Annotated in this window: 18 protein-coding genes; 6 read left to right on the plus strand and 12 right to left on the minus strand. The window is 38.9% G+C overall.

From position 1 onward, the window contains the following. Positions 1–233: 233 nt before the first annotated feature. The 6 genes from NY607_RS18630 to NY607_RS18655 form a co-directional block, all read right to left on the minus strand. Complete coding sequence (locus NY607_RS18630) at positions 234–1,952, minus strand: putative bifunctional diguanylate cyclase/phosphodiesterase (protein WP_103118122.1); 1,719 nt, start codon at positions 1,950–1,952, stop codon at positions 234–236. A gap of 391 nt (positions 1,953–2,343) precedes the next feature. Continuing rightward, positions 2,344–2,514 carry a hypothetical protein gene (locus NY607_RS18635; RefSeq protein WP_048392829.1) on the minus strand — a complete coding sequence of 57 codons (171 nt, stop codon included), beginning with the start codon at positions 2,512–2,514 and terminating at the stop codon, positions 2,344–2,346. Between the two features lie 214 nt (positions 2,515–2,728). Continuing rightward, entirely contained in the window at positions 2,729–2,878 is a 150-nt protein-coding gene (locus NY607_RS18640; protein ID WP_004230023.1) for a hypothetical protein, read from the minus strand. 162 nt (positions 2,879–3,040) lie between these two features. After that, positions 3,041–3,535: a DinB family protein gene (locus NY607_RS18645; RefSeq protein WP_259420139.1), complete on the minus strand. Its 495-nt coding sequence runs from the start codon at positions 3,533–3,535 to the stop codon at positions 3,041–3,043. Between the two features lie 57 nt (positions 3,536–3,592). Beyond that, positions 3,593–4,555: a tyrosine recombinase XerC gene (locus tag NY607_RS18650; RefSeq protein ID WP_054550128.1), complete on the minus strand. Its 963-nt coding sequence runs from the start codon at positions 4,553–4,555 to the stop codon at positions 3,593–3,595. A 313-nt stretch (positions 4,556–4,868) separates the two neighbouring features. Then, a complete protein-coding gene (locus tag NY607_RS18655; RefSeq protein WP_259420140.1) occupies positions 4,869–5,282 on the minus strand; it encodes a hypothetical protein in 414 nt (137 codons plus the stop codon). 76 nt (positions 5,283–5,358) lie between these two features. Here NY607_RS18655 and NY607_RS18660 point away from each other — a divergent pair, with 76 nt between their 5' ends. The 3 genes from NY607_RS18660 to NY607_RS18670 all read left to right on the plus strand — a co-directional run bounded on the left by NY607_RS18660 (position 5,359) and on the right by NY607_RS18670 (position 8,684). Then, positions 5,359–6,849, plus strand: coding sequence for a circularly permuted type 2 ATP-grasp protein (locus tag NY607_RS18660; RefSeq protein ID WP_131520238.1), 1,491 nt, complete (start codon positions 5,359–5,361; stop codon positions 6,847–6,849). Further along, positions 6,803–7,768: an alpha-E domain-containing protein gene (locus NY607_RS18665; protein ID WP_131520239.1), complete on the plus strand. Its 966-nt coding sequence runs from the start codon at positions 6,803–6,805 to the stop codon at positions 7,766–7,768. The genes NY607_RS18660 and NY607_RS18665 overlap by 47 nt, the downstream gene beginning before the upstream one ends. 61 nt (positions 7,769–7,829) lie before the next feature. Further along, positions 7,830–8,684 carry a transglutaminase family protein gene (locus NY607_RS18670; protein WP_048392841.1) on the plus strand — a complete coding sequence of 285 codons (855 nt, stop codon included), beginning with the start codon at positions 7,830–7,832 and terminating at the stop codon, positions 8,682–8,684. A 43-nt stretch (positions 8,685–8,727) separates the two neighbouring features. Here NY607_RS18670 and NY607_RS18675 read toward each other — a convergent pair whose 3' ends face one another. Further along, on the minus strand, positions 8,728–9,603 hold the full coding sequence (locus NY607_RS18675) for a tyrosine-type recombinase/integrase (protein ID WP_237900798.1): 876 nt from the start codon (positions 9,601–9,603) through the stop codon (positions 8,728–8,730). A 367-nt stretch (positions 9,604–9,970) separates the two neighbouring features. Between NY607_RS18675 and NY607_RS18680 the strand changes: the two genes are divergently transcribed. Further along, positions 9,971–10,765, plus strand: a complete 795-nt coding sequence (locus NY607_RS18680; protein WP_048392847.1) for an enoyl-CoA hydratase/isomerase family protein — start codon at positions 9,971–9,973, stop codon at positions 10,763–10,765. A 46-nt stretch (positions 10,766–10,811) separates the two neighbouring features. Here NY607_RS18680 and NY607_RS18685 read toward each other — a convergent pair whose 3' ends face one another. Continuing rightward, the gene (locus tag NY607_RS18685; protein WP_259420141.1) at positions 10,812–11,627 is read right to left on the minus strand and encodes a hypothetical protein; all 816 of its coding nucleotides are present in this window, start codon (positions 11,625–11,627) and stop codon (positions 10,812–10,814) included. Positions 11,628–11,641: 14 nt separating this feature from the next. Next, positions 11,642–12,523 carry an aminoglycoside 6-adenylyltransferase gene (locus tag NY607_RS18690; protein ID WP_237900796.1) on the minus strand — a complete coding sequence of 294 codons (882 nt, stop codon included), beginning with the start codon at positions 12,521–12,523 and terminating at the stop codon, positions 11,642–11,644. 232 nt (positions 12,524–12,755) lie between these two features. On the opposite strand from NY607_RS18690, the gene NY607_RS18695 reads away from it, so the two are divergent. After that, positions 12,756–13,931: an aminotransferase class I/II-fold pyridoxal phosphate-dependent enzyme gene (locus NY607_RS18695; protein ID WP_016992684.1), complete on the plus strand. Its 1,176-nt coding sequence runs from the start codon at positions 12,756–12,758 to the stop codon at positions 13,929–13,931. Between the two features lie 55 nt (positions 13,932–13,986). On the opposite strand, the gene NY607_RS18700 is transcribed toward NY607_RS18695, so the two are convergent. The 3 genes from NY607_RS18700 to NY607_RS18710 form a co-directional block, all read right to left on the minus strand. Then, positions 13,987–14,352, minus strand: coding sequence for a cupin domain-containing protein (locus NY607_RS18700; protein WP_048392856.1), 366 nt, complete (start codon positions 14,350–14,352; stop codon positions 13,987–13,989). A gap of 103 nt (positions 14,353–14,455) precedes the next feature. Then, on the minus strand, positions 14,456–15,655 hold the full coding sequence (locus tag NY607_RS18705) for an AI-2E family transporter (RefSeq protein WP_048392857.1): 1,200 nt from the start codon (positions 15,653–15,655) through the stop codon (positions 14,456–14,458). A 64-nt stretch (positions 15,656–15,719) separates the two neighbouring features. Beyond that, positions 15,720–16,670, minus strand: coding sequence for an LCP family protein (locus tag NY607_RS18710; RefSeq protein ID WP_048392859.1), 951 nt, complete (start codon positions 16,668–16,670; stop codon positions 15,720–15,722). Between the two features lie 174 nt (positions 16,671–16,844). On the opposite strand from NY607_RS18710, the gene msrA reads away from it, so the two are divergent. Beyond that, positions 16,845–17,366, plus strand: a complete 522-nt coding sequence (gene msrA, locus NY607_RS18715) for a peptide-methionine (S)-S-oxide reductase MsrA (RefSeq protein WP_081011039.1) — start codon at positions 16,845–16,847, stop codon at positions 17,364–17,366. Positions 17,367–17,375 lie beyond the last annotated feature (9 nt).

A 17,375-nucleotide genomic window follows, 5' to 3' on the forward strand; every position in this document is an offset into this window, starting at 1 on the left:
TTAGCTTTACGTAGATTATAAAGCCCTCTCACGTTTGGTAACGAAAACGACTCGGTTATGTTTGCATAACATCTCCGTGGTAGGTGTTCAGTCAAGAAGCGGTGATATAGCTCTCAGCAGGTGCTATATTTTCTGTTTCACAATTCTTACTTACTTGGCCACATCATCAAATGGTTTATCAGGTTAACAGTTTTACTTTATCCCACTTTAGCAAAATCATTCAGGAATAGCAATTAATAACTGGATTTATTTGTGACAGTATTAACAATGAGATTCGTAAAATCTTCTACAGATAAAGGCTTACTAAAATAATAGCCCTGCACATACTCACATCCATGCTCACGCAGAACATTTAATTCAGCTTCCTCCTCTACACCTTCAGCTACTACTTGGAGATTTAAGGCATGTGCTAATGAAATCATGGCTGAAATCATAGCGATTCCAGACTTCTCAGGTACTATATCACGGACAAAGGCACGATCAATTTTAAGTACATCCACTGGGAATTTTTTTAAATAATTTAACGATGAATAGCCTGTCCCAAAATCATCTAATGAAATAGTTATACCTAGTTCTCGTAATTGCTTGATAGTATCAATTAAATCTTCCGTATAATCAAGCATACTCATCTCGGTAATTTCAATTTCTAATAAATTAGGGTCAATGCCTGTTTCTGCAATGACACTACGCACCATATCTACAAAGCCACCTGTACTAATATGAATTGGTGAAATATTTACAGCTACCCGCAATGATAAATCATGTAATTCATTCCATTGACGAGCTTGAGCACAGGCTTTACGTAAAACCCATACACCAATATCATTAATTAATCCACAATCCTCTGCAAATGGAATAAAACGATCTGGCGGAATATGACCTAATTCAGGGTCATACCAGCGTAGCAATGCCTCCATACCAATAACAGAATCCGTTTTTAAGTCGATCTTAGGCTGATAATGTAATTTTAGACGATCTTGCTTTAATGCTTGATGTAATTTCGTTTCCAGCAAAAGCCATTTATCATTGGCCTCGTCCATATTATCACGATATAGTCGATATTGATTACCTCGTGTAGATTTTGCAGCATACATAGCAATATCCGCATTTTTCAATAATTCTTCCACAGAGTTTGCATGATCTGGGAATACACTGATGCCGATACTAATACTCGCATAAAATTCATAGGTATCGACAATAAAGCTTTCATTGAAGACGCCAATAATTTCCTTAGCCATTTCCTCAATGCGATTGACATCATTTAGAATCATGACAAATTCATCGCTATTGTGGCGATAAAAAGAATTCGAAGTATGATCAATATTGCGCAGACGATTGGACATTTCCACTAAAAACATATCGCCAATAATATGACCAAGTCCGTCGTTAATGTGTTTGAAACGATTCACATCAATGAAAAATAACGCAAACTTCTCTCCTGTACGTCGAGATTGATGAAATTCATTTTCTAAACGCTGTTCTAATTTGCGACGATTTGGTAGCCCTGTTAGTTCATCGTGATAGGCAATATGAGTAATTTTTTTAATGTCCTTTTGCGCTGTAATATCTACGCGAATGGCAATATATTGATAAGGCTTTCCTCGTTCATCTAGGAACGGAAAAATCGTTGTTTTCACCCAATATAAACTGCCATCCTTTGCACGATTGCACACCTCGCCATTCCACATATCGCCATTACCGATTGTTTTCCACATCTCTCTAAAGAAAGATTTGGGATGAAAGCCTGAATTTAGTAAACGGTGATCTTGACCAACTAATTCTTCACGCGTATACTTCGAAATTTTACAAAAATGATCATTAACAAAAGTAATTTTTCCGGTACGATCTGTAATCGCTACAATGATGGAACTATTCATGGCGGAAAAGATATCTTGTAATTCTTTTAGACTGTAGTTCATTTGATTAACACTACTAGGCGTGATATTCATCATTTTCATTCTCCATTCATTAAAATATGAAGGGTTTGGTACTTTTGCTTTATCTTACAGCGAGGTATAAAGTTGTGGTATATCGCCCTTTTTTATGTAATTATATTATAGTCTTAGAAAAGCAGTTAATTCAACCCAAATCTCAAAAACATTCAAAGCTGCATTTGATAGTTTTTAATAAAATAGACAAAAATTAGTGGATATAACCTCCTTGTAATTGTCTAAATATATTGTTATTCAATACTTTTGAACTATATTAAATAGTTTATTTAGGCTATTTATCTTTTTAATACAAAATATAAAAGTTTTATATAATATGTTTGAGTGTCTTGTAAAATTTTTGTTAAAGTAAAATGCCTTACTGTCCCACATAGGAAGTAAGGCATTTTATATGTTAAGAGACCTCATATTCTATTGAACCCCCTATTGATTTCGCCTGCATGTTGTAGGCATCTAATTGCTCTTGGGATAAACTTGAAATGTAATAGTGAAAATTAATAGGCTCTAGCCCATGCTCCTCACATACTTGACGATAAAATTCATAACCTTCTCGATAATCTGTCATCCTCATAACTTCCTTTCACATTCCCTATTTTACGTCTGATTTTTTGTTATATAACAGAAATATTATTTGTTTAAAAATATATAACAGACTACTGTACTTGTCAATGAATTATCTGAAATTTCTTGCTGAAATCACGAAAGCCCAGACCATTTTATTTAGTATGGCTGGGCTTTTCATAAAATATTCACGGCGGCTTCCGTCATAATCACTCCTTTTAAATTCCTAATTGTTTTGCTTGCATATTGTAAGCCGAAAGTTGTTGCTGTGATAATTGTAATACATAGTAACGGAAAGAAATTGGCTCCAATCCATAGCGCTCACACATTTCACAATAAAATTCATAACCATCACGATACTTTGACATTTAAATTTCCTCCTCTAACTAAATCTGTTTTATAACAGTTGTTATTATTTTTATTTAATATATAACAGATTATGTAGCACGTCAAGAGATTATAACAGAAAAATTGAATAACAATAAAAGGAATTTAGCTCCTCTCCTGTGGCCAAATTCCTTTCATACATGTTATTCTCTAACGATTTCTTGTAATTGCTTGATATGACGCTGCTCGTGCATATAGACCATTTCAATCCATTGGTCGAGTGGTAATTCTCCTAAGGCTGGGTGCTTCACAGCGCGCTTAGCCAATGCTTCAGGTTCCTCGATTGTTTGCAAAAAGGCGAGGAGGTTCTTTCTTGTTGTAGCTAGTAAATCCAGCATCGCTTGAACAGTGAAAGGCTCTTCTGTTGGCTCTACAATAGGCGGTGCTTGGAACTTTCTTGTTCGATCTAAGATGAGCTGAACATTTTTTCGAGCGGGTGTTGACTGTTCCTCTGCCTTTAATCCCCATGTAATGGCTTTCTTTGTTGCTTCCTCTACTAATACGAGATGATGACAGATTTGTGCCACACTCCAGCTTTGTGCATCTGGTTTCTTATTAAAGGTTGTATCGTCCAATAAGTGAATTTCCTGAAGCAATTGTGTTCTTGTGGTATCGAGATGTTCTTTGACGTTTGACATCCTTGGCTCCCCTTTCATTAGGTCTTCTACTATATATTCGATATGGAGAGGGGAAAATCATCTTTCACGAACAATATTAAATGGATTATTCTCTAAAACATGCTGTAGCTGCTCATCTTCAATATGTGTATAAATTTGCGTGGTTGCGACGCTAGAATGCCCTAAAATGTGCTGTAAACTACGGATATCTGCCCCTGCTTTATACATCATCGTTGCGGATGTATGGCGTAGCTTGTGTGGTGTAAGTCGTTCTTTTTGAAGACCTGACTGCTGATTAATGCGTTTAACGATTTTGGCAACCGTTTGACGTGTAAAGCGTGTTCCCTTCTGAGACACAAATAGGGGCTCCTCGCCTTCGCCTTTATAGGGTGTCTTCCCACTGTTTTCATAGTCAGCAAGTGCCTGCATACAGCTATCATTTAAATAGACAGTACGCTCTTTATTGCCCTTCCCAATTACGGTTAAATAACGTCCTTGAATGGATGTCTTATTAAGCTGACATAGCTCGGTGACACGTATTCCTAAATTTAAGAAAAACATCATCATGCAATAATTTCTCGGGGATGCCTGATTGCTTTTAATCCCATCTATAAATTGTGTAGCTTCTTGTAGGTTCATATAAATGGGTCGTTTTCTGCCTATCTTTGGTGTCTCTAATTCATCTGCAGGATTTTCCTCGATAAGTCGACGTTTGCCTTTTAAATATTTAAAAAAGGATTTTAATGTGGCCACTTTTCGTGCTCGTGCAGCAGCTGAATTGCCTCGCTGTACTTCGCAATATTCCATGAATAAATAAAGATCCTCTAATGTCATTTCGCGTATTTCTTCTATTGTAATAGTGCCAATATCAATGGCGGATAAATTCTCTATATCCAAATCCTCCTGGACAGCTTTGTGGAAGCGGAAAAATAAGGTCAGGTCATATTCATATTCTTTTCTTGTGCGCTGAGACTTTCCTTTGATGGTTGTTAAATAGACAAGAAAATCCTTCATGAATTTTGGTTGTTTTGTTTTTTGCATGCTCATCACCTCTATTTGCTCTATTTTACCATGAAAAAACGTTCCCAAATATAAATTTGGGAACTTTATTGAAAAAAAATGCCCTTTTTCGCATGTTAGAACAAATGTTCTGTTCGAAGGTAATAAAAAAACCCCCCTTTTAAAAAGAGGATTTTTGTTACAACTATTTTGTGACAGTTATAGGATTTTAGGCATAAAGTTCTCGGTAAATGAATATTAAAATCTAGTAGACTTTATTTGCTGTGTGAGACGCTTCAAAAAAACAATAGATGGGTAACTGTCCATGTCGATTCGTCTCACAACACACATGGGATTATTTTACAAAAACTGAATAATTACCATCCTCTTGTTTTGTTAGTGACCAGTTTGTCGATAACATTTGCTGAAGTCTTGTGACTGTTTCCTCATCACACGTTAAATGCTGGATACCTGTTTCTAATAGTTGGTAATCCTTCCCTTCTTCTAATTGAAAGCGTAGCTGCAATAAACGTTGGATGCCTGGTAATGTTACATACTTGATTCGATAATGGCCATGGTATGCATTTAAGAACTGTCGTTCCCCTTCCTGATATAGAGCCATTGTCTCGCTAAATTCATAGTTTGGCACTTGTTCTTGCCAAGCTGATACATCCCCCGAACGCAAAGCTCGTATAATTTCCTCGTCTGATAAATTTAATTTGGATAGTTTATCTAATTCATACGCTTGCATTAAATTAATGATGGTCATGGTTGTTAGCCCCTTTTATGTATTTATTCACAGTGTAACATGTTTTCACTACTACTTGAATTCGGAGGCGATCCATATGATGAATTTATATGATTCTAGTCTGTTTTTCGATGAAATGTTTGATGGCAATAAGCCAAAGCCTCATTATCGATCTTTTCATCATAAGCTAACCTTTTTTTCGCGGGAGCAACTTGAAGAAAAATACCGACAAGCGCAAGCGAGCTTTCTCAGACAAGGGATTACTTTTACGGTATATGGTGCACAAGATGGAACAGAACGTACCATGCCTTTTGATTGTGTCCCAATTATTATTCCTCAAACCAAATGGGCCATGATTGAAGCAGGTGTCAAGCAGCGCGTGGAGGCACTCAACAAATTTTTACAGGATGTTTATGGACAGCAAAAGATCTTTCAGGACGGTCTTATTCCGAGACAGCTTGTTGAAAATAATCCTTATTTCAAACCAACCATGAGAGGAATTCAAGTACCAATTGCGAATCATATATTTTTAGCAGGGATTGATTTAATTCGGGATGAAAAAGGTGATTATCATGTACTCGAAGATAATTTACGCAACCCTTCCGGCATTTCCTATGTCTTTGAAAATCGGGATGTGATGAAGGAAGTATACCCTGAATTTTTCTCCAAGCATACGATTCGACCTCTTGATAAACAAATGGCTTACATGAAAAAAGCACTTCTTGCCCATCGTCCGTCTTCCATGCAAACAGAAAGAGAGCCTAAAGCTGTACTTCTGACAGCAGGCATGTACAATTCTGCTTATTACGATCATGTTTTTTTAGCCCAGCATTTAAACATCCAGCTCGTCGAGGGCCGTGATTTAGTTGTACAGGATTTGAAGGTCTATATGAAAACCATTTATGGCCTACAGCAAATCGATATTATTTATCGGCGGATTGATGATGACTTTCTAGATCCTACTGTCTTTCGTGAGGATTCTTTATTAGGTGTTCCACATTTAATGGCTGCTTATCAAGCAGGTCATGTATCCATCTTGAATGCCGTTGGGAATGGAGTAGCAGATGATAAAGCAATGTATGCCTATGTGCCTGAGATGATTCGCTATTATTTACAGGAAGAACCTATTCTACCGAATGTGAAAACCTATCATCTAGGAGATGACAGTCAGCGTAAATGGGTGCTAGAGCATATACACGAGCTCGTTATTAAAAACGTGGGAGCCTCTGGTGGCTATGACATGTTAATTGGTCCACATGCGAGTAAGGAAGAGATTGCTTTATTTAAGCAAAAAATTGTTGAACAGCCCTATCAATACATTGCACAACCAACGATTAAATTGTCCAGAGCACCTGCCTTCCAGAATGGGCGATTTTATCCTTGCCATGTTGATTTACGTGTCTATGTCATGAAGGGTGAGGATTGCTATGTGTTGCCTGGTGGTTTATCTAGAGTGGCACTACAAGAAGGGTCTCTTGTGGTAAATTCCTCTCAAGGGGGCGGTGCAAAGGATACGTGGATTTTAAAGGAGGAATTGCAGCATGCTAAGTCGAGTAGCCGACGCGTTGTACTGGATGGCACGTTATAGTGAACGTACACAAACAAATGCACATATATTACAGGTACAGCTGTTGAATATGTTGGAGCAATCTGGGCAAGAACATGATTATATTGATCATTGGGAGGCTGTTTTAAATATTTGTGCCTCTAAGGAGGAGTATTTAGCAAATTACACAACGATTCGTGTTAATCCTTTGATTGATTATCTTCTGTTTTCTGAGAAAAATGGCAATGCCCTTCATGCCACATTGCGTGCTATTCGGGAAAATGCACGAGTTACACGTGATAGTATGCCAACGGAACTTTGGGAAATTCAAAATTCCTTTTATTTAACAAAGCAACAGTCCATACTAAAAAGAGAACGACCGATTCCACTCATTGCCCTTCAAGATTTTTTACAGGATGTACGAAAGACTTTATGGATGGAGACAGGGTTAATTGAGGGCTCGATGGATCGCGATCTTCCCTTCTATTTTATGCAGGTCGGCAAATGGCTTGAACGAGCAGAAAAAACCATTCGGATGATCGTGATAATCGTAGAACAACAGAAGCGAACAGGTACGTCACTGTTAGAGGATGATGGTACCTTTTTATTGGATCTTTCCGCAGCAAGAGAATCTTTCATGCGGAAGCATCGCCAGACCAATTTACTAACGGTCATTCGGTATTTAGTCCAAGATGCGCATTTCCCATGTTCTGTGATGTTCTGTGTAAAGAAAATAGAAGAAGCCATAGCGGCTATTGAACATGATTCTTTATCCCCACGATTTTTAACGCTTCAGTCGGATATTAGTAGCCTTGTTCTTGCAATCGATCATATCGATTTTTGGCAAATGACTATTGAGGAAACCCTAAAAATGATGGAGGAAAGATTGTCTCAATGTATGGCTTTTAGTGATGCCTTTTCGACAATCTATCATTTATATGAACCCAGCGTACAACCTTGAAAGGAATTCACCACAGCTCCCTTTCAACAAGCAAGTCAGTAAGCAGAAGGAAGCGGACACGATGAAATTTGAAATTCAGCATACAAATATTTTTCAATATGAGTCTGAAGTCGATCAAAGCTTGAATACTATTCGTTTAAAGCCGCGTAGCGATGAGCGTCAGCGATTATTATCTTATCGAATTGCCATAACGCCATCCTCCCTAACCCGTGAGCATACGGATATTTGGGGCAATACTGTTGGTTCCTTTTATATACCAGAGCAACATCAAATACTAGAAATTCATACATCTTCAATTGTAAGTATTCAGCGTGCACCATTTATTCATCGTATTCAATATTCGCCCGAAATGCAGACCATCTTTCACTCACAGCTATTCTATGAGCATTATTTACCGTATTTAAAAGCAACACATTTTACATTTATGACAGAGCAGCAGCTAGAGGAAGTTTATCATGCGATCGGTCATGCTGAAAATCCTGTGCTCTTTTCGCTTAATTTAATGCAGTATTTATATTCTAGCTTTGAGTATGACCCGACAGCGACCAATGTAACTACAATAGCAAGTGAGGCATTTGCATTAAAACGGGGTGTTTGTCAGGATTTCACCCATGTCATGCTTGCTGTTTTACGGGCGAAAGGAATACCAGCTCGCTATGTCAGTGGCTATCTATATGTCGATGAAAACTCAGCCCTCATCGGAGATATCGCTACACATGCCTGGGTAGAAGTCATGATTCCAGGTATTGGCTGGATCGGTCTTGATCCCACAAATAATGTGGAAGTATTAGAAAACCATATTATTTTATGTATTGGACGCGATTATAGTGACATTAGCCCTGTGGAAGGGGTATATACAGGAGGCAAGCATGATTTAACAGTCAAAGTAAATGTCAAAGCATTGAATCATTTATAAAAGGCGTGCAGTAATGGTGATAAATCGCGATTACTGCACGCTTTTATTCTAGGCGCTGCTGTCTTTCTGTTAGCACCCATTTCCGTACATAGCCCATTTCTTGTTGAATGTGCTCCAGCGTTTTTTCCTGTTGAAACGCCCGTTGCATCACAGTATAACGCAAGTCAGTGGCTCTTACATTCTTCCCTATATCTTGTGACATCGTTTGAAAAATGCGTTCAACTGTTTTCGTAGTAATCGGCTTCGCTAAACTTGCCTCGCTTACCCAAACCCATTCCCCTACCTCTTGCTCATGTAAATTGGTCGTCTCTTTTTTATACTGTGCGAGCATGTCCATGAGGATCGGTGAACACTTTATTTCTCGACGTCCATTTCGGTTGGCTATAAAAAGAGTCGCTTTTTCTTCATTAAAGTGTGTCCATTTCATGCGAACGAGCTCGGCAGGCTTACAACCTGTTTCCATCAACACTTGAACGATACAGCCATTGCGTCTTGCCAGCCATGCATGCTCCTTTGTCTTAGCATATTGAAAATAGGTGGGCCATACGTTAGCAATTTGCATGATCTGCTTATTTGTCAGTGCTTGCAGTGCCTCTTTTTGTCTTTTTTTCGGCTGTAAAAGATGCTGATAATCAAAAGGCTCCACCCATTCTCGTAAAAAAATAAAGTCTACAAAGCCTCGTAATGTCGCTATTTTATGATTAAAAGTATTGATATTACTGTAAGTTTCCTTTAAATAGTCGCAGTAAAGCTGTAATAAATTTTTCAATTGATGATCTGCATACAAGTAGTTTTGCTTATGGGCGAAAGTTAAAAATTGCTGCCCGTCCATATTGTATTGTTTTTTTGTAGCAGCACTTTTTTTCAAAGATTGTAGCAATAAATAGTAGCTATTCCATGCGTCCCTGAGTGTAATCAAATCGTCCCTCCTTGTCTACTTTGCGTGAGTTATTTATATTTTACTATATTTTGGGTGCGTAGGTTCAACTGCATTTTATCATATTGTAATGTCGGATAATCTGTATTTCTATAACAGGAACCCGCTTCTACCATTCAAATGCCATTTACGTAATAAAGAAACATATGTTCCTAAAGTAGTTTCTCATAATTTTTGCTTTCTTACAATAGTAAATTCCGCTCCCCTGTTGTAGTACAATAATTACTTACTATTCCCTACATTCTTGTATAACAATGCAATTTTATGTGAAAATTCGTATCATTTCGTGTTTATGGTTAATTGTGTTATATAATAAAGATAGACACTAACATGTAGGAGGCTTTCCGATATGCAAGTAAAAACGACTCGACTGGAAGCAGAAGATGCGAAAATTATTTATCAAGAAACAGCTGGACTAGCGATTATTACAATTCATCGACCACAAGCAAAAAATGCATTAACCGCAAACATGTGGGATCAATTAGCCAAAATTGCCCTACAAGTATTAGATAATCCGAAAAATAAAGTACTAATTTTACGAGGCTCTGGCCAAAACTTTACAGCGGGCTCCGATATTAAAGAGTTCAATGCCATTTCTCTTGAACAAGCTGAAGAAGCCTTTGTACATATGGAAAAAACCATTTCTACCATTGAGCGCCTCCCGATTCCAACGATTGGCGTCATCAATGGGCCTGCGATGGGCGCTGGCTTGGAATTAGCCTTAGCCTGCGATATCCGCATTGGCTCTGAAAAGGCCAAGCTCGGCATTCCTGTCGGTAAATTAGGAATCACCTTAAATAACAAATTTGCACAGCGTTTAGTCCAGCTTGTCGGCCCTGCCACAACCAAGGATTTAGTCTTTACAGGACGAATGTTTAAAGCAGAGGAAGCCTTCAAGCTTGGAATGCTTAACTACCTAGTAGCTGAAAAAGATTTAAATAAATACATGATTCGAATGGGTAAGCTGGTTGCAGGAATGTCGCCTGAATCCTTACTTGCCGTGAAGCAATCTGTTCAAGAATGTCTCGATAGTGCGCCGACCTTATGGCAAGGCTCTTCACCATTTGTAGGCAGTGATTTCGCAGAGGGTTGTCGTGCCTTTGTGGAAAAACGCCAGCCACAGTTCACTCGCCAGCCTAAATAAAAAACAGGTACTCTTAACGCCAACGTGCGAGCGGAGTACCTGTTTTTTACGCTTTTTTCTTTTGCAAAGCCGTTTTTACATGTACATGAATAGCATCTAATTCATAGCCAAAATGTAGATAAAAATCTTGCTGCACAGCTCGTTGTAATTCTACTAAACGCGCTGCTAATGGATAATCGATCGGCAGTTTTACCTGTATAGTGAGGATAGCTTGAACCTGATCCCCTAGCACAAATTGTGCTTGCTCGACCTTTTGTACAATTGCCTGTTGGCTACAGCAGTATGTCAGTAGCTGTACATAAACATGCTTGCTGATTTCTATATATTCCCGCTGAAAATCAGGACGTACAATCGTCGTTTCCCCGATTTTTTCTCGTTTCGAAGAAAAAATCTCCATGCCCTTTTGCACCAATCGTTTAAAGAAATTTTGCTCCACTTGTCTATATGGAATCGGCATAACATGCTTGCCCTGTGTTTGACGGATAAAGCGTGCTTTTTGAATTTCTTTCAATGAACGGACATCTTCTACATTATAATAGTGTTCAATCGGACCCAGCTCTAGCTGCTTGGCAATACTATTCGTCATTTTAGTCGATGTACCTATCAGTAAAATAGATTGTACCTGATGATGAGCTAGCGCCTTTTGGACAGCCTCACGATGAACTGGATCTGTAAAAATGGCACGTCGTACAGCAGTAATTGTATTTTTTTCGAATTTAGCAGAAAGACCTGCCACTCTGATGCCATTCACAATGAGTAATCCATCATCAACAATGGCCTCCACCCCTAATTTATGGGCAAAGGCCAGCGCACTTGTACTTTTGCCTGTGCCGCTTGGTCCACTTAATGAATAAACCTTCACTGCCCTCTTCCCCCTTACAAAATCGTTTTCGCATCTGGTGGTAATGTACGTACATGCTTCAAATAGGCTGACATACGAGCATCATCCTCGTGAGGGTACGAGAACTGGAAGTGATGGGCAACCTCCTTTGCGATGCTTCGAAAGAGTGTACATGCCGCAAATAGGGCATTCCACATGTTAGCATAATCAGCGTCGGCATAGGTTTTTACGTACAATGCCCAATAATTAGCTGGCACATAGTTTTTTAAATACTTTCCCATTTTGCCTGTAGATAGCTGAAAATGATGATGCTGACCAATCCACCAATTAAGCATTTGATGTAAGGACTGCCTTGTCGTTTCCTCAAACATTTGCTTGGCATATGGGAGTTCGTCTCGCCAAATGCCCTTGGCTATATTTTGTAAGCACCACCAAAAATCATTGGTACAGCTGGCAAATTGCCCCACAGTCGGTGGACTAATATGATAGCCACAATCTGAAGATGGAGAGATAGATGGCAAAAGCTGATCCTTATCGAGTAAAGGGACTGTCAGCTTGTCTTGTCCATATTCATCCAGCATAGCTTGTGTCGATAATAAGCGAAGGTCAATGCGATGCCCATCCTTTAATAACATTAAATATGTATAGCTATAAGAAAAGTCTTTGTCCAAGCCAAGCCCCTTATCCAATCGATCAGGCTCCTGCACCATCAGCTGCTCACCAAATACTTGAATCCATTTATCATCTTGTAAGAAAGAGGCTATATCTGTTACGACATACACCACATCAAAATCCTGAAACATATCCCTTGGTACATTCGGATTTGCTCTTGAGCCATTTAGGTAAACAGCACGAATTCTAGTGTCCTGTTGTGCAGTGGCTAGGATTAAATCATACATTTCTTGCTCTGTTCTCATAAGACTCACCCCACCTGAAAAGCTTTATACTCAGTATAATACACTTTCCTCTTTGAAGGAATTTATAGTAGTTTCTCCCAATGGTAGAAAATCTTTTTTCGCTAGTCTATGCACACATCCTCTCCATTATATAAATATTTTCTTTTTTCAGAATATCTGTCCCTTTCTGCGCTTCAGTATGATAAAATGTGAACTACTATTCTGTTATACAACTACAAGGAGTGTACTAGTTTTGAAAATCGTACCATCTAAAAAAATGTCATTATTTACACCAGCAATTTTCGGAGATTTGAAAAATTTTGCTCGAGAGCAGCAAGCAAAGGGCATGACTTTAATTGACTTAAGCTTAGGCAGCCCTGATCTTCCTCCGCATGCCAAAATACGTGAGCATCTTTCCTATCGTGCAGGTTTAGCCGAATCTTATGGCTATACACTGACTGGCACACAGCGTTTTTATGACGCGGTGAGTCGCTACTATAAGCGTCGTAGTAATGTTGATCTAGATCCCGCGACAGAAATTATTCAAACAATTGGTTCGCAAGAAGGCTTAGTGCATTTACCAATTGCCTTTTGTGATCCAGGAGACATCGTCTTATCCACAAACCCAGCTTATGTAGCGTATGACGCAGGGATTCACTTAGCTGGCGCAACACCTTATTACATGCCTCAAACAGCCGACAACGATTATTTACCTGATTTAGACGCTGTACCAGAAGAAATTGCACAGAAAGCAAAGTTATTGATTTTAAACTTACCAGGAAATCCTGTACCAGCGATGCCGTCATTAGCATACTTTGAAAAAGTCATCGCCTTTGCTAAAAAGTATAATATCATCGTCCTCCATGATGCTGCCTATTCAGAGTTCTATTTTACGGGAGATGGCCCTATTAGCTTCCTAGCTGCACCAGGAGCAAAAGAGGTCGGTATGGAGATTAACTCCCTCTCTAAAAGCTTTAGCCTTGCTGGAACGCGTATTGCCTATATCGCAGGAAATGCAGAAATGATCGCTGTTATTAAGCAATTAAAATCAAATTTAGATTTCGGTATTTTCGAGCCTATTCAGGATGCGGCTGTCGTAGCATTGGATAACGCTGAGGAAATTACGGAAAGCTTACGTGCCACTTTCTCAGAGCGCCATAAAACGCTGATGAATGGCTTACAAGCTTTAGGCTGGGAAGCAGCACCCTCTGATGGTGGAATGTTCGTATGGGCTAAATATCCCTATGCTATCGATTGCACAGAATTAGCCTTTCAATTGATTGAACAAGTAGGCGTTGTCACAGTTCCAGGAACCGTATTTGGTACAGCTGGACAAGGCTATTTACGTTTAGCATTAGTTCAACCAAAGGAACTTCTACAAGAAGCCGTGGATCGCTTAGCAAAAGTACAATTATTAGCAAAGCAATAATTAGTCCATGTAAAAACCCTTCTAACATTTTGTTGGAAGGGTTTTTCTATGAAGGTTAAATCCACACATCATTTTCAGCGGTAAGCTCTGATTGCTCTTCACCTGTATTTACGACACCCATTGGCTCTACAAGCAGAATTTTACACTCCGAAGCTGCAAAGGGTTTATGTTCCACATTGCGTGGGACCACAAACATCTCTCCTGCACGCAGGCTTACCTGGCCATCTCGGAATTCGATGATTAATTGCCCCTCAAGGACGATAAATACCTCATCCGTATCCTCATGCTTATGCCAAACAAAATCCCCCTGAACTTTGACGAGTTTGAATTGATAATCATTCATTTCAGCAATGACCTTTGGAGACCAATGCTCTTGAAATTTAGCCAGTTTCTCTTGAAAATTAATCGGTATGTATGCCATTTCCTTTTCCCCCTTGCTTTGACTCTCTACTACTAGAATAGCATAATGCCGTTTTCTACAGCAAAAACCAGCTACTGCGTTGCTAGCAGTAGCTGGTCGTTTATTAGATATCATATTTTTGATGAACGTCATCTTCGTAGCGATTATAGCGCTGCTTAAAGAGCTTGAATAAATGCGTGACAAGTACCTTAAAGATTGCATAGCCCGGAATCCCTAAAATAACGCCTGGGACACCAAATAAGGAGCCTGCCGTTAATAGTACAAAGATAATCGTAATCGGGTGAATACTGAGTGATTTCCCCATAATTTGCGGTGAAATGAACTTTCCTTCGATTAACTGAACGATTGTCCATACAATTGCCAGCTTAATCAGCATCAATGGGGATGTAACAAGAGCGATAATGACTGCTGGTGTAATCGCAATAACGGGTCCTAAATAGGGCACCACACTTGTAATCATGGCAAGGAAGCCGAGCAATAAAGCATACTTCATGCCAATAATTAAGAAGCCAATCGTCACCATTGCCCCAATACACATGGATACTAAAATCTGTCCCTGTATGTACGAACTAATTTGCTTGTCCATGTCATGGAAAATGTCAGTTACCTCTTTACGCATACGTGGTGGGCACACTTTCAGCATAAATTTCGGTAATTTTTCGCCCTCTTTTAGTAAATAAAACAGGATGAATGGCACCGTTACAAGTGATAGCACAATACCTGTTAACGTTGAAAGGAAGCCGGTAATACCAGATGCCACACCCTGTGCTACATTGGTCGCCATATCCTTCACTGTTTTTACCATATCCGTTGTGAAGTTATTCAAAACTTCATCAAAATTAAAACTAATTTTATCTAAGTACTCATTAAAACGTGAATGATTTAGGAATTCTACAATGTTTTGTGTAAATGCCATGAAGTACTCTGGGAATTCCTGTGCTAAATTCGTGAACTGATCGCGTAAAAACGGATAGACTAGCACCACAAGTAACGTAATGACACCAATGACCGCAATATAGAGGATTAAAATACCCCATATTCTTGGAATGCGCCATCGTACTAGAATCGCCAGCAATGGGCGTAATAAATAGTAGCCAATGACGGCTAGTACCCCTGGTAAAATGACTACTTCAAATAAAACTTGTAGCGGGGTAAAGATAAAGGAAACTTGATTAAACATAAAAATAACACATGCCACCAGTAATAAAATTACCAGTGTAAATAATAGGTTTCTACCACCTAAAAAACGAATAAACTTGGTTGCTAACAGGCTTGAACGCTCTTTTGGTCTCTCTTTTTCCATATATCCACCCCAATCCAAATGCTCTCCCTTTATATTACAGGATAATGCTGGTTTTTGCGAAACATCACTCTAGTGAAATACCTAAAAAATCACTTAAAAAGGCTTTGTTTTGCTCCACATCGATGACAATAGAATCGCCCGCATGGCTAAAGTTTTGGAATTGATAGCTACCCTCGATAGGGATGGTTGCTTTCTCAATGTTTACCTTGCCCTTTGATAGCAATTTAAGTACTTGCTGCATTTCCTCAGTAGATGAATAATCTGTTGTGATATAGCCCTGTGCCGCACCAACAAATTTTGGTAAATGCAACATATTCGTAGGCGTTAATAACTCTGTTTTTAATGCCTCAATCACTTTTTGCTGACGTGCAACACGCCCAAAATCTCCTTCTGCATCATGACGGAAACGCGCATAACCTAGTAACTCCTGTCCATTTAAACGATGAACACCTTGCTTTAACTCTACCCCAATATTTTCAGACATGTCCTTTTCAACATCCATTTCCACACCATTTGGCGCTAAAATATCCACTAAGGATTCAAAGTTTTTAAAATCAATTAGTGCATAGTGATGAATCGGTAGGCCAAACATATTTGTTAATGTATCCTTTAATAGCTGAACACCGTCTAGGTAGTAAGCTGTATTAAGCTTATAGGATTGATAGCCTGGAATATCCGCGTAAATATCGCGCATAAAGGATACGAGTTTAATGTCGTTGTTTGCTTTATTCCAGGATAATACCATCATTGTATCAGTCCGTGATTTTTCCTCTCCACGTGTATCGACCCCTAAAATCAAATAGTTTTCGATATCCCCTTTGATGCTATCACCAGTAAAATCCTCCTGTGCAACTTTGGTGTCGTTGGCTAGCTCAAGCCCGCTGCGATATTGCATGACCGAATAGCCGACAATCACAATGATACACAATAGTAATAGTGTAAAAAATGCTCTCCCTTTACGTAATCGACGCTTTTTAGGACGTTGGGAGCGTCTCGTATAATCTTGCTCTTCCATAACAACTAACTCCTCTATTTTGATATAGTTAATGTAACGATTGATTAGCTAGAAAGTTTCATTATAAAAAGGATCTATTCCATGTTTTTCTATCTAAACGTTATTTTACACCCATTTGCACAGTTTGGCGTAAAACAATGCTATAATATTTTCACAAAAGAAAGGATGATTCAAATGATAGAAAAAGCGACATTTGCTGGCGGCTGTTTTTGGTGTATGGTCAAGCCATTTGTCGAGTGGGACGGTATACATAAAGTCACTTCAGGCTATATGGGTGGCCACTTAGAAAACCCAACCTATGAAGATGTCAAAAAAGGAACGTCAGGTCATTTAGAAGTAGTCGAAATCGAATTCGACCCTGCTATTTTTAGTTATGAGCAGCTCCTTGATATTTATTGGATGCAAATTGACCCGACGGATGCGTATGGACAGTTCCATGACCGTGGCGAATCCTATACTACAGCAATCTTTACCTATACAGATGAGCAAAAGCAAATCGCAGAGGCATCGAAAGAAAAGCTTGCCAATAGCGGACGCTTTGATAAACCTATTGTAACCAAAATTCGCGATGCTGAACGCTTTTATCCAGCAGAGGATTATCACCAGGATTATTATAAAAAAGAGACAGCACACTATCAGCAAGACCGTGCCGTTTCTGGGCGTGATACGTTCATTGCAAAGCATTGGGAAAAATAATATAAAAGA

This window comes from Lysinibacillus sp. A4 (assembly GCF_024919535.1).
Taxonomy (GTDB): domain Bacteria; phylum Bacillota; class Bacilli; order Bacillales_A; family Planococcaceae; genus Lysinibacillus; species Lysinibacillus capsici.

What these genes read in the sequence shown, in the direction of transcription:
- NY607_RS18630 (WP_103118122.1), bottom strand. Translation starts at nt 1,952, where the DNA reads ATGATGAATATCACGCCTAGTAGTGTTAATCAAATGAACTACAGTCTA.
- NY607_RS18635 (WP_048392829.1), bottom strand. Translation starts at nt 2,514, where the DNA reads ATGACAGATTATCGAGAAGGTTATGAATTTTATCGTCAAGTATGTGAG.
- NY607_RS18640 (WP_004230023.1), bottom strand. Translation starts at nt 2,878, where the DNA reads ATGTCAAAGTATCGTGATGGTTATGAATTTTATTGTGAAATGTGTGAG.
- NY607_RS18645 (WP_259420139.1), bottom strand. Translation starts at nt 3,535, where the DNA reads ATGTCAAACGTCAAAGAACATCTCGATACCACAAGAACACAATTGCTT.
- NY607_RS18650 (WP_054550128.1), bottom strand. Translation starts at nt 4,555, where the DNA reads ATGCAAAAAACAAAACAACCAAAATTCATGAAGGATTTTCTTGTCTAT.
- NY607_RS18655 (WP_259420140.1), bottom strand. Translation starts at nt 5,282, where the DNA reads ATGACCATCATTAATTTAATGCAAGCGTATGAATTAGATAAACTATCC.
- NY607_RS18660 (WP_131520238.1), top strand. Translation starts at nt 5,359, where the DNA reads ATGATGAATTTATATGATTCTAGTCTGTTTTTCGATGAAATGTTTGAT.
- NY607_RS18665 (WP_131520239.1), top strand. Translation starts at nt 6,803, where the DNA reads ATGCTAAGTCGAGTAGCCGACGCGTTGTACTGGATGGCACGTTATAGT.
- NY607_RS18670 (WP_048392841.1), top strand. Translation starts at nt 7,830, where the DNA reads ATGAAATTTGAAATTCAGCATACAAATATTTTTCAATATGAGTCTGAA.
- NY607_RS18680 (WP_048392847.1), top strand. Translation starts at nt 9,971, where the DNA reads ATGCAAGTAAAAACGACTCGACTGGAAGCAGAAGATGCGAAAATTATT.
- NY607_RS18690 (WP_237900796.1), bottom strand. Translation starts at nt 12,523, where the DNA reads ATGAGAACAGAGCAAGAAATGTATGATTTAATCCTAGCCACTGCACAA.
- NY607_RS18700 (WP_048392856.1), bottom strand. Translation starts at nt 14,352, where the DNA reads ATGGCATACATACCGATTAATTTTCAAGAGAAACTGGCTAAATTTCAA.
- NY607_RS18705 (WP_048392857.1), bottom strand. Translation starts at nt 15,655, where the DNA reads ATGGAAAAAGAGAGACCAAAAGAGCGTTCAAGCCTGTTAGCAACCAAG.
- NY607_RS18710 (WP_048392859.1), bottom strand. Translation starts at nt 16,670, where the DNA reads ATGGAAGAGCAAGATTATACGAGACGCTCCCAACGTCCTAAAAAGCGT.
- msrA (WP_081011039.1), top strand. Translation starts at nt 16,845, where the DNA reads ATGATAGAAAAAGCGACATTTGCTGGCGGCTGTTTTTGGTGTATGGTC.